This window comes from Citrobacter sedlakii (assembly GCF_018128425.1).
GTDB classification, from domain to species: domain Bacteria; phylum Pseudomonadota; class Gammaproteobacteria; order Enterobacterales; family Enterobacteriaceae; genus Citrobacter_A; species Citrobacter_A sedlakii.
In genome coordinates, this window is the sequence record NZ_CP071070.1 from 4744519 (window position 1) to 4756279 (window position 11761).

At 54.9% G+C, this 11761-nt stretch carries 14 protein-coding genes; 5 read left to right on the forward strand and 9 right to left on the reverse strand.

Annotated features, from left to right (window positions below; genetic code table 11):
• The first annotated feature begins 74 nt into the window (after positions 1 to 74).
• The 4 genes from pstC to phoU are packed head-to-tail and all read left to right on the forward strand — an operon-like array spanning position 75 to position 3497.
• Entirely contained in the window at positions 75 to 1034 is a 960-nt protein-coding gene (gene pstC / locus JY391_RS22415) for a phosphate ABC transporter permease PstC (protein ID WP_042287300.1), read from the forward strand.
• Positions 1034 to 1924: a phosphate ABC transporter permease PstA gene (pstA, locus tag JY391_RS22420; protein WP_042287297.1), complete on the forward strand. Its 891-nt coding sequence runs from the start codon at positions 1034 to 1036 to the stop codon at positions 1922 to 1924. The genes pstC and pstA overlap by 1 nt, the downstream gene beginning before the upstream one ends.
• 47 nt (positions 1925 to 1971) lie before the next feature.
• Entirely contained in the window at positions 1972 to 2745 is a 774-nt protein-coding gene (pstB, locus tag JY391_RS22425; RefSeq protein ID WP_015961095.1) for a phosphate ABC transporter ATP-binding protein PstB, read from the forward strand.
• A 26-nt stretch (positions 2746 to 2771) separates the two neighbouring features.
• Positions 2772 to 3497, forward strand: coding sequence for a phosphate signaling complex protein PhoU (phoU, locus tag JY391_RS22430; protein WP_012907987.1), 726 nt, complete (start codon positions 2772 to 2774; stop codon positions 3495 to 3497).
• A gap of 45 nt (positions 3498 to 3542) precedes the next feature.
• Here phoU and yieH read toward each other — a convergent pair whose 3' ends face one another.
• Entirely contained in the window at positions 3543 to 4208 is a 666-nt protein-coding gene (yieH, locus tag JY391_RS22435) for a 6-phosphogluconate phosphatase (RefSeq protein WP_060569957.1), read from the reverse strand.
• A 166-nt stretch (positions 4209 to 4374) separates the two neighbouring features.
• On the opposite strand from yieH, the gene adeP reads away from it, so the two are divergent.
• Positions 4375 to 5712, forward strand: coding sequence for an adenine permease AdeP (adeP, locus tag JY391_RS22440; protein WP_042287290.1), 1338 nt, complete (start codon positions 4375 to 4377; stop codon positions 5710 to 5712).
• A 61-nt stretch (positions 5713 to 5773) separates the two neighbouring features.
• Here the strand turns inward: adeP and JY391_RS22445 are convergent, their stop codons facing one another.
• The 8 genes from JY391_RS22445 to JY391_RS24085 all read right to left on the reverse strand — a co-directional run bounded on the left by JY391_RS22445 (position 5774) and on the right by JY391_RS24085 (position 11465).
• Positions 5774 to 6340 (reverse strand): NADPH-dependent FMN reductase, encoded by a 567-nt coding sequence (locus JY391_RS22445; protein WP_042287287.1) that lies wholly within the window; start codon positions 6338 to 6340, stop codon positions 5774 to 5776.
• Positions 6341 to 6350: 10 nt separating this feature from the next.
• Positions 6351 to 7100 (reverse strand): 4'-phosphopantetheinyl transferase family protein, encoded by a 750-nt coding sequence (locus JY391_RS22450; RefSeq protein WP_042287283.1) that lies wholly within the window; start codon positions 7098 to 7100, stop codon positions 6351 to 6353.
• A gap of 201 nt (positions 7101 to 7301) precedes the next feature.
• Positions 7302 to 8666, reverse strand: a complete 1365-nt coding sequence (gene mnmE, locus JY391_RS22455; protein WP_211935043.1) for a tRNA uridine-5-carboxymethylaminomethyl(34) synthesis GTPase MnmE — start codon at positions 8664 to 8666, stop codon at positions 7302 to 7304.
• Positions 8667 to 8772: 106 nt separating this feature from the next.
• Complete coding sequence (gene yidC, locus JY391_RS22460) at positions 8773 to 10416, reverse strand: membrane protein insertase YidC (RefSeq protein WP_181822286.1); 1644 nt, start codon at positions 10414 to 10416, stop codon at positions 8773 to 8775.
• 2 nt (positions 10417 to 10418) lie between these two features.
• The gene (gene yidD / locus JY391_RS22465) at positions 10419 to 10676 is read right to left on the reverse strand and encodes a membrane protein insertion efficiency factor YidD (RefSeq protein WP_001307474.1); all 258 of its coding nucleotides are present in this window, start codon (positions 10674 to 10676) and stop codon (positions 10419 to 10421) included.
• Positions 10640 to 10999, reverse strand: a complete 360-nt coding sequence (gene rnpA / locus JY391_RS22470; protein ID WP_042287256.1) for a ribonuclease P protein component — start codon at positions 10997 to 10999, stop codon at positions 10640 to 10642. The genes yidD and rnpA overlap by 37 nt, the downstream gene beginning before the upstream one ends.
• 16 nt (positions 11000 to 11015) lie before the next feature.
• Complete coding sequence (gene rpmH, locus JY391_RS22475) at positions 11016 to 11156, reverse strand: 50S ribosomal protein L34 (protein WP_000831330.1); 141 nt, start codon at positions 11154 to 11156, stop codon at positions 11016 to 11018.
• 228 nt (positions 11157 to 11384) lie between these two features.
• Positions 11385 to 11465: a hypothetical protein gene (locus tag JY391_RS24085; RefSeq protein ID WP_420245489.1), complete on the reverse strand. Its 81-nt coding sequence runs from the start codon at positions 11463 to 11465 to the stop codon at positions 11385 to 11387.
• Positions 11466 to 11761: the final 296 nt, after the last annotated feature.

Consider the following 11761-nt stretch of genomic DNA (forward strand, 5'->3'; position numbering starts at 1 on the left):
TAGGGTATGGCATTACGTTAGCCAGGAAGCACGATAAAATACGCGCTTCCTGGCCCAAACTTAAAGAGTGATTTATGGCTGCAACCAAGCCTGCTTTTAACCCACCGGGTAAAAAGGGTGACATGATCTTCAGCGCGCTGGTAAAACTGGCTGCGCTGATTGTGCTATTGATGTTGGGTGGCATTATTGTCTCTCTGATCATCTCCTCCTGGCCGAGCATTGAGAAGTTTGGTTTCTCGTTCCTGTGGACCAAAGAATGGGATGCGCCAAACGATATCTACGGCGCGCTGGTGCCGATCTACGGTACGCTGGTGACCTCTTTTATCGCACTGCTGATCGCCGTTCCGGTGAGCTTCGGCATTGCGCTGTTTCTGACAGAACTTGCTCCCAACTGGCTGCGTCGTCCGCTGGGTATCGCCATTGAACTGCTGGCGGCAATCCCCAGTATCGTTTACGGCATGTGGGGGCTGTTTATCTTTGCGCCGCTGTTCGCCACTTACTTCCAGGAGCCGGTCGGCAATATTCTTTCCAACATTCCGTTTGTTGGCGCGCTGTTCTCCGGCCCGGCGTTTGGTATCGGTATCCTCGCGGCAGGCGTGATCCTCGCCATCATGATCATTCCGTACATTGCGGCGGTGATGCGTGACGTATTTGAACAAACCCCGGTAATGATGAAAGAGTCAGCCTACGGCATCGGCTGTACCACCTGGGAAGTTATCTGGCGTATCGTCCTTCCGTTCACCAAAAATGGGGTGATTGGCGGCATTATGCTGGGCTTAGGCCGCGCGCTGGGTGAAACCATGGCGGTGACCTTTATTATCGGTAACACGTACCAGCTCGACAGCGCGTCGCTGTACATGCCTGGCAACAGCATTACCTCTGCGCTGGCGAACGAATTTGCGGAAGCTGAATCCGGTCTGCACGTTGCGGCGCTGATGGAACTGGGCCTGATCCTGTTCGTGATTACCTTTATCGTACTGGCCGCGTCTAAGTTTATGATTATGCGCCTTGCGAAGAACGAGGGGGCACGCTAATGGCTACGCTTGAAATGCAAAATACCGCTGCGCTGGCAGAGTCCCGTCGCAAAATGCAGGCGCGTCGCCGCGTGAAAAACCGTATCGCCCTGACGCTTTCTATGGCAACGATGGCGTTTGGTCTGTTCTGGTTAATCTGGATCCTGATGTCCACCATTACGCGTGGTATCGACGGGATGTCGCTGGCGCTGTTCACCGAAATGACACCGCCGCCGAATACCGCGGGCGGGGGCCTTGCGAACGCCCTGGCGGGTAGCGGTCTGCTGATTCTGTGGGCGACTGTATTCGGCACGCCGTTGGGCATTATGGCGGGGATTTATCTGGCTGAGTATGGTCGTAAATCCTGGCTGGCTGAAGTGATTCGCTTTATTAACGACATTCTGCTTTCCGCTCCGTCTATTGTGGTCGGTCTGTTTGTCTACACCATCGTGGTGGCGCAGATGGAGCACTTCTCCGGCTGGGCTGGCGTAATCGCGCTGGCGCTGCTGCAGGTGCCAATCGTGATCCGTACGACCGAAAACATGCTGAAACTGGTACCGGACAGCCTGCGAGAAGCCGCTTACGCGCTGGGCACGCCGAAATGGAAGATGATTTCGGCGATCACCCTGAAGGCGTCTGTTTCCGGGATCATTACTGGCGTGCTGCTGGCTGTTGCGCGTATCGCCGGTGAAACCGCGCCTCTGCTGTTTACCGCGCTCTCCAACCAGTTCTGGAGCACGGACATGATGCAGCCGATCGCCAACCTGCCGGTGACGATCTTTAAATTTGCGATGAGCCCATTCGCGGAATGGCAGCAACTGGCCTGGGCCGGGGTGCTGATCATCACCCTTTGCGTACTGTTGCTGAACATTCTGGCGCGCGTCATTTTCGCGAAGCAGAAACACGGTTAAATTTTTACGGCGCGGCACATCGCGGCGCCGAATGAGGAAATGAGTCAATGAGTATGGTTGATACTGCCCCGGGTAAGATTCAGGTTCGTGATTTGAACTTCTACTACGGCAAATTCCATGCCCTGAAGAATATCAACCTGGATATCGCGAAGAACCAGGTGACGGCATTCATCGGTCCGTCTGGCTGTGGTAAATCCACGCTGCTGCGTACCTTTAACAAGATGTATTCGCTCTATCCGGAGCAGCGTGCGGAAGGTGAAATTCTGCTGGATGGCGACAACATCCTGACCAATACCCAGGATATCGCCCTGCTGCGTGCGAAAGTGGGGATGGTGTTCCAGAAACCAACGCCGTTCCCGATGTCGATTTATGACAACATCGCCTTTGGCGTGCGTCTGTTTGAGAAACTCTCCCGTGCGGATATGGACGAGCGCGTGCAGTGGGCATTGACCAAGGCCGCATTATGGAACGAAACCAAAGATAAACTTCACCAGAGCGGGTACTCTCTCTCCGGTGGTCAGCAGCAGCGTCTGTGCATTGCACGCGGTATCGCCATTCGCCCGGAAGTGTTGCTGCTGGATGAGCCGTGTTCAGCGCTGGACCCGATCTCAACCGGGCGTATCGAAGAGCTGATCACCGAGCTGAAGCAGGATTACACCGTAGTGATCGTTACTCACAACATGCAGCAGGCTGCACGTTGTTCTGACCACACGGCGTTTATGTACCTGGGCGAGTTGATTGAGTTCAGTAACACGGACGATCTGTTCACTAAGCCCGCGAAGAAACAAACCGAAGATTATATTACTGGCCGCTACGGTTGATTTGCCTTAGTGCATGTGGAGAAACCATGGACAACCTCAATCTTAATAAACACATTTCCGGCCAGTTCAACGCAGAGCTGGAAAGCATTCGCACCCAGGTGATGACCATGGGCGGCATGGTCGAGCAGCAGCTTTCTGATGCGATCACCGCAATGCATAACCAGGACAGCGAACTGGCGAAACGTGTTATCGACGGCGATAAACACGTTAACATGATGGAAGTGGCGATCGACGAGGCCTGCGTGCGCATTATTGCCAAGCGCCAGCCGACGGCGAGCGACCTGCGTCTGGTGATGGCGATCATCAAAACCATCGCCGAGCTGGAGCGTATTGGCGACGTGGCGGACAAAATCTGCCGTACCGCGCTGGAGAAGTTCTCTCAGCAGCACCAGCCTCTGCTGGTGAGTCTGGAGTCACTGGGCCGCCATACCGTGCAGATGCTGCACGACGTGCTGGATGCGTTTGCGCGCATGGACCTTGACGAAGCGGTCCGTATCTACCGTGAAGACAAAAAGGTCGATCAGGAATACGAAGGCATTGTGCGCCAACTAATGACCTACATGATGGAAGATTCACGTACCATTCCGAGCGTCCTGACGGCGCTGTTCTGCGCGCGATCCATTGAGCGTATCGGCGACCGTTGCCAGAATATCTGCGAATACATCTTCTACTTCGTGAAGGGACAGGATTTCCGTCACGTTGGCGGTGACGAACTGGACAAGCTGCTGGCGGGTAAAGATCCGAAAGAGTAAGGTTTAAGGCGGGCGGCGCTTAGCGCTTACCCGCCCTGTTTTCATTTAACGCGTAATATTCCACCCACGCGCTTTCCACAAAGCGGGCAGTTGCGCCAGTTCGGTAAAGGTCGTCACTTTGGGATGTTCGATCGGCTTGTTGTGCGGATCGGCGCAAAAATAGAAAACTTCCATTCCCGCATCAATCCCCGACTGGGCGCCAGCGGATGAATCATCCACCAGAATACAGTTTTCAACGTTAACGTTCATCGCTTTAGCGGCATGTAACATCAAGGCCGGATCGGGCTTCCAGCGTTGAATATCGTAGCCGCTGAACAGTTTTTCCGGGAAATGATGCAACATACCGAGCTTGCCCAGCGAGTGCTGCATTTTGCTTACCGGCCCGTTAGAGACCACGCAGATCGGCACCGTCATCGCATCCAGCAGCGCGTTTGCACCGGCAATAACCTCCAGTTCGGCATCGAAAAGGCGTGCGACCTCGGCGCGATAAACGGGTTCTAAGTCGGCTATTGCCAGCGAAACGCCCTGTTCCTCATTAATGATATCAATGATTTCGTAGAGCTTGACGCCTTTAAAGCGCTTAAACACTTCGTCGAGATCGAGGGTGATACCAAATTCCTGGAACATCGCCACATACGCGCGGGAACAGATAACTTCACTGTCAACCAGCGTACCGTCACAGTCGAAAAATACCGCTTCAATTCCGGACATGCCTTTCCCTTTTTACGAGTTTAACGTTTACGTACTGCGCGATCATGAGACGCAATCGTTGCCGTATAAGCAAATTCAATGAAAAAAACATCGCACAACCGCCCCCTATTGTCGCATTTTGGTATAGGATAGCGACGAATTTTCCCTCCTTGTTCGGAAATTGATAATGAGTCAACAACACACAACCCAGACTTCTGGTCAGGGGATGCTGGAACGCGTGTTTAAACTGCGCGAACATGGCACGACGGCACGCACCGAAGTGATCGCCGGTTTCACCACCTTCCTGACGATGGTTTACATCGTTTTTGTGAACCCGCAAATTCTCGGCGTCGCTGGCATGGACACCAGCGCCGTCTTTGTCACTACCTGTCTGATTGCCGCGTTTGGCAGCATCCTGATGGGGCTGTTCGCTAACCTGCCCGTGGCGCTGGCGCCCGCGATGGGCCTGAACGCCTTCTTTGCGTTCGTTGTGGTTGGCGCGATGGGGCTGCCGTGGCAGGTTGGTATGGGCGCGATTTTCTGGGGCGCGGTTGGTTTGCTGCTGCTGACCATCTTCCGCGTGCGTTACTGGATGATTGCTAACATCCCGGTCAGCCTGCGCGTGGGGATCACCAGTGGTATCGGCCTGTTTATTGGGATGATGGGGCTGAAAAACGCCGGTGTTATCGTCGCGAACCCGGAAACCCTGGTGAGCATTGGTAACCTGACCTCCCACAGCGTGCTGCTGGGCGTACTCGGCTTCTTTATCATCGCGATCCTCGCCTCCCGCAATATTCATGCCGCGGTGCTGGTGTCTATTATCGTTACCACCCTGTTGGGCTGGCTGCTGGGCGATGTGCATTACAATGGTATCGTCTCCGCTCCGCCGAGCATTTCTACCGTGGTTGGCCATGTCGATCTGGCGGGTTCGTTTAATCTCGGTCTGGCGGGGGTTATCTTCTCCTTCATGCTGGTCAACCTGTTCGACTCCTCCGGTACGCTGATCGGCGTTACTGATAAAGCGGGTCTGGCCGATGAGAAAGGTAAATTCCCGCGCATGAAACAGGCGCTGTTTGTCGACAGCGTCTCTTCCGTAACGGGGTCGTTTATCGGGACCTCTTCCGTGACCGCCTACATTGAGTCGTCTTCCGGCGTGTCCGTTGGCGGGCGCACCGGTCTGACGGCCGTGGTTGTCGGTCTGCTGTTCCTGCTGGTGATCTTCCTGTCGCCGCTGGCGGGGATGGTGCCGGGTTACGCAGCGGCTGGCGCGCTGATCTACGTCGGCGTGCTAATGACTTCCAGCCTGGCGCGCGTGAAATGGGAAGATTTAACCGAGTCTGTTCCGGCTTTTATTACCGCGGTGATGATGCCGTTCAGCTTTTCTATTACTGAAGGGATTGCGCTGGGCTTTATCTCTTACTGCGTGATGAAATTGGGTACCGGACGACTGCGCGATCTCAGCCCGTGTGTGGTGGTGGTTGCTCTGCTGTTCGTGCTGAAGATTGTGTTTATCGACGCGCACTAATATTGCGATGTTGCCGGATGGCGCAACGGCGTCTCCGGCAAATGTCTAAGAAGATTGACGCTTACGCTTTTACGCGCTGGATGTAGTCGCCAAATGCCGTTAATTGCCCGGTCAGGTGGTCCAGCGTGCTTTGATCAATCACTTCTCCGCTTTGCGGATCCACTTTGTTCTGAATAACACCGCCCATAAATTCCGGCTTGTTCATCACCATTGCATCCAGGAACACCAGAATCTGACGCAGATGATACTGGCAGCGCGCGCCGCCAATCGCGCCCATTGAGCTGGTCTGAATCAGCACCGGCTTGCCAGCCAGCGGCTGATCGGGAAGGCGGGACAGCCAGTCGATGGCATTCTTCAGACCGCCGGGTACCGAATAGTTGTATTCCGGCGTAACGATGACGACGCCGTCGGCATGGCGGATCTGTTCGGCCAGCGCTTCGACGCTCGCCGGGAAACCCTCCTCCTGCTGCAGGTCTGCGTCGTAAAGCGGAATATCAGCGATAGACGGGAGTGGACTTACCTCCATTCCTGCCGGAGCGATCTTCGGCAGCGTACGGGCGACCATTCCATTAAACGACCCTTTGCGCAGACTTCCCAGTAACGTGACAACCTTTAACGTTTCAGACATGGTGACTCCATCAGTTATGCGTATAAGACTTCGCCGCGGATAATTGCGCGAATCGCATCAGACGACCCGTTTCCGCATTAGCGCGGGTCTGGATATCAGGCAGGTTTTTCCAGCCCTGCTTACCATCAAACTCCCAAACCTGTAATTTATCAATGCCTGGCGTAACCGCCACTGACCACACCAGCAGATCTTCCGCATCGCAGATCGCTTCCAACGGTGCGACATGCGCGCACTTCAGGCGCCCCGCGCCCGGCAGCAGTTGAAGCTCGCGGGGATCGTCATTGCGAACATCGCCAGTGAGTTTCAGGATGCTCTGACGCAAGGTGATCATCTGCGCGCGCGCCTCGTTGGGATCGTTTTGCTTGCTGATCCACAGACGTTCATTACTGGAGAAGACAGGGGGTGGCGAACAGTGAGGCGGGACAAAGCTGCGGGTGGCGCGCTGAAGTTCCATATCCAGCCCGCATTCGCCTTCGGTCGCCAGTGCCACACCAACGACATTTCCTGCGTAGGCGATAGAAAAACTGGGGAGATTTTGTTCACGAAACGCGGGTTTGCCTTTCGCTTTTATGATGATTTCCGGTAACTCAAGCGTGCCATACAGCATGAACATCAGCTCGGCGAGAAGGCCTCTGGACGCCAGGAAACGTGTCTGTCGATGCGCCGGAAGGCTTCGCGCGTCAAGGTGGCAGGAGGTGGGTAAACGCACTGAAATCAAATGCCCCTCCGTGAGTATCCCTCTGGCAAAATGTATCCCCATTTTTCGCTCCATGATTAATGGTCCTTAATAATGACGAGAGTAACATTTACGTGATTTATGGACATAGGAAATCACAAAAAAGTGCGACCGAAACCGCGTCTCTTACGTGCTTTTACATTTCAGGGAAAAGATGCCAAAGAAGTGGCGTCAGAAAGAAGCTGACCGGATGTTGGCATCTGCCGCCATCCGGCGCTATTTGGGTTACTTACCAATACAGAAGCTGGAGAAAATCCGTCCCAGCAGATCGTCCGAGGTAAACTCGCCGGTGATCTCGCTCAGCGCCTGCTGCGCCAGACGCAGTTCCTCCGCCAGCAGTTCGCCCGCCCAGGCGCCCAGCAGCTGGTTTTTGCCCTGCTGGAGATGTTCTGCGGCTTCAGCCAGCGCCTGAAGATGACGGCGACGGGCCAGGAAGCCGCCTTCCATATTGGTCTCAAAGCCCATGCTCTGCTTGAGATGGTTACGCAGTACATCTACACCTTCGCCGGTTCGCGCAGAGAGGCGAACCAGTGAGTGACCATTCACCTCGCTGATGCCCAGCGTCTCTCCGGTAATGTCCGCTTTATTACGTACGACAGTTATCGGCAGTTTGGCCGGCAGACGGGCGATAAAGTCCGGCCAGATCTCCGCCGGGTCGACGGCGTCGGTCGTGGTGCCGTCCACCATAAACAGCACGCGGTCGGCCTGCTCGATCTCCTGCCAGGCGCGCTCGATACCGATACGCTCAACCTCGTCGCTGGCATCGCGCAGACCGGCGGTGTCGATGATGTGCAGCGGCATGCCGTCGATATGGATATGCTCGCGCAGCACGTCGCGGGTGGTGCCAGCAATGTCGGTCACAATCGCTGCTTCACGTCCCGCCAGCGCGTTCAGGAGGCTCGATTTCCCGGCGTTTGGGCGTCCGGCAATGACCACCTTCATCCCTTCGCGCAGCAGGCTGCCCTGACGCGCTTCGGCACGCACCGCGTCGAGGTCGGCAATAACGTCATTCAGCTGCGCTTCGATTTTGCCATCCGACAGGAAATCGATCTCTTCATCCGGGAAGTCAATGGCCGCTTCTACGTAGATACGCAGGTGAGTGAGCGCTTCCACTAGATGATTAACGCGGGTAGAAAACGCCCCCTGAAGAGAGTTCAGCGCAGAGCGTGCCGCCTGTTCGGAACTGGCGTCAATCAGATCGGCAATGGCTTCTGCCTGTGCCAGATCGAGCTTATCGTTAAGAAACGCACGTTCGGAAAACTCGCCGGGACGGGCGATACGCAGACCAGGAAGGGTCAGAATGCGTTTTAACAACAGGTCGAGAATGACCGGGCCACCGTGTCCTTGTAGCTCCAGCACGTCTTCGCCCGTGAAAGAGTTCGGGCCGGGGAACCACAGGGCGATCCCTTGATCCAGCGCCGAGCCGTCGGCGTCTTTAAACGGCAGATAGTCGGCATAGCGCGGCTTGGGCAGTTTACCCAGAACGGCTTCGGCAACCTCGCGCGCTTTCAGGCCGGAGATGCGCAGAATACCGACGCCCCCGCGTCCCGGTGGGGTTGCCTGGGCGACGATAGTGTCGTTATGGCTCATGATAAATCTCGTTATTTCGCAATAAAAAAGGCGGTCATCAGACCGCCCTTCAGGTTATGTTCCGTGTGCCGGATGGCGGCTTCGCCTTACCCGGCCTGACGCCGAATTAAGACTTCTTCTCGCGGCTATGCAGACCACGTTTTTCCAGCCCGCGATAAATCAGCTGCTGCTGGATAATGGTCACCAGGTTGCTGACGATATAGTACAGCACCAGACCTGACGGGAACCACAGGAAGAACACGGTGAAGATGACCGGCATAAAGGTCATGATCTTCTGCTGCATCGGGTCGGTCACGGTGGTCGGCGACATCTTCTGGATGAAGAACATCGTCACGCCCATCAGGATCGGCAGGATGTAGTACGGGTCCTGTGCGGACAGGTCATGGATCCACAGCGCGAACGGCGCGTGACGCAGCTCCACGGAACCCATCAACATGTAGTACAACGCCAGGAAGATAGGCATCTGGATCAGCAGCGGGAAGCAGCCGCCCAGCGGGTTAACCTTCTCTGCTTTGTACAGCGCCATCATCTCCTGGCTCTGACGCTGTTTATCGTCGCCCAGACGCTCACGCATGGCCTGAATCTTCGGCTGCAGCATACGCATCTTCGCCATGGAGGTGTACTGCGCTTTGGTCAGCGGGTACATGATGCCACGAACGATAAAGGTGATGATGATGATCGAGAAGCCCCAGTTACCCACGAAGCTGTGGATCCACTTCAGCAGTTTGAACAGCGGTTGAGAGATGAACCACAACCAACCGTAATCCACGGTCAGATCCAGGTGCGGTGCAACGGCCGCCATTTTGTCCTGAATTTCTGGGCCAACCCACAGGGTGCTGGTCATCGCGCCAGTCTGACCAGGCTGTACCAGTACCGGCTGAGATTTATAGCCGATAGCCGCTACGCCGTTGCCCAGATTCGCGGTATAGAAGTTGTTGGTGCCGTCGTTACGCGGAACCCATGCCGTTGCGAAATACTGTTGCAACATTGCGACCCAACCGTCTTTAGCGTTGACGTTCAGGTTTTCGTTTTCAGCAATGGTGTCGAATTTGTATTTCTCATACTTCTCATCCGGCGTGGAGTACGCCGCGCCACGGAAAGTATGCAGCGCAAAGTTGCTGCTTCCGGTGTCACGATGAGACGGCAGATTGATGGATTGCTTCAACTGACCAAAGGTGGAGATCTCCAGCGGTTTCTCGCCGGCGTTCTGCACGCTGTAGTTGACGTTGACCGCATAGTCGCCACGTTTCAGGACGAACGTTTTCGTAAACGTGTTGCCTGCGGCGTCGGTATAGGTCATCGGGATCTGCAATTCGTTTTGACCGTCGGCCAGTACAAACGCGTCTTTTTCAACGTTGTACAACGGACGCGGACCGTTAGCCGGGTTATCCGGGCCGTCGCGACCGGTCAAACCACTCTGGGCCTGATAGATAAACTGTGGGGTAGTTTCCAGCAGTTGGAATGGTTCGCTGGAACCGAGCTCTTTCGGGTAAGCGGGCAGCAGGGCCTGTTCCACATCACCACCACGGGTGTTAATGGTCAGATCAAGCACGTCAGTCTTAACCGTAATCAGTTTCCCCTGGCCACTGGCCGGTACGCCCTGGTCGGCGGCGCTACCCGCTGCGGTGGTCGTTGTCTGCGTGGTCTGTTGGGTCTGGGGTTGCGGATTTTTATCCTGCTCCCAGGCTTGCCAGATCATGAAAGACACGAACAGCAAAGCGATGATAAGAAGATTGCGTTGCGAATCCATCGTTAGTGTTCTCTGGTATCAAATGGTCCGGGCGGGACGGGATCGTCACCACCAGGGTGTAAAGGGTGGCATTTTAATACGCGTTTCACCGTCAACCAACTGCCTTTTATCACTCCAAACCTGCGCAATGCCTCAATTCCGTAGCTTGAACAGGTTGGCGTGAAACGACAGTGCGGCCCAAGCAGCGGACTGATCAGGCGTTGATAGACCCGAATAAGGGCTATCAGGACCCGCGAGCCAGGCGACAGTGGCGGCGCCATAATTTTTCCAACGCTTCCGAGAGAGCACGGTTATCGAGGTCGGCAACCCCCTTTTTCGCCACCACCACGAAGTCCATTGCAGGAAGTTCGTGCTGACGCAGACGAAAGCTTTCACGCGTCAGACGTTTAATCCGATTGCGTTCATGGGCGCGTCGAACGTTTTTCTTGGCGACGGTAAGACCGATACGGGGATGCCCCAGCGAATTCAGGCGGCCGAGGATGGTGATTTGCGGCGTGCCAGCCCGTTGTGGCTGCTGGAAGACGAATGTGAAATGATTGGGAGTTAACAAACGTAACTCCCTGGGAAATGCGAGCTTAACCACTCAGGGGTTAGCTTTATTACTTGGAAACGGTCAGACGAGCGCGGCCTTTAGCACGACGACGTGCCAGAACCTGACGACCATTTTTAGTAGCCATACGAGCACGGAAGCCGTGAGAACGGTTGCGCTTCAGTACAGACGGTTGAAAAGTGCGTTTCATGGCGATTTCTACCTAAACTTGAATAAATTCACTGACTTTTGCGTATACCCGAACGAGTTTCGAACGACTTACGCCACAGTGTGGGTGATTAAAGAGGCCGGATTGTAATAATTGTACACTCCGGAGTCAATTCTCTTTCCTTAAATCCCTGCCTTTTTCCGCACCTTTTCGCACGAAAAACAGACAGCGTTGACGCCGTTTCACAGGCATCGCGCGACGGGTGGAGAATTATACGGACTGGTGGGTAAAGCGCAAGGATCGCCCGGGATCTTTATTAGATCGTTTAAGGCGTAAACCGTCTTTACTCATTAAATTTTCCGATATGGGCGCGAAATCGCCCTGATCCTCTCCAGGATCGTTTACACTTACCCCGTCTTGTGAAGACCTGTGGATAAATCGGGAAGAATCTGTGAGAAACAGAAGATCTCTTTCTCAGTTTACGCTATGATCCGCGGTCCCGATCGTTTCCAGAGATCCTGATCGGGTAAAATTGCAGATAGCAATTCGCACGTCACCCTTTGCATAGGGTCTTGTCGATGTGCGTCAACAATCATGAATGTTTCAGCCTTTGTCATTTATCGACTTTTGTTCGAGTGGAGTCCGCC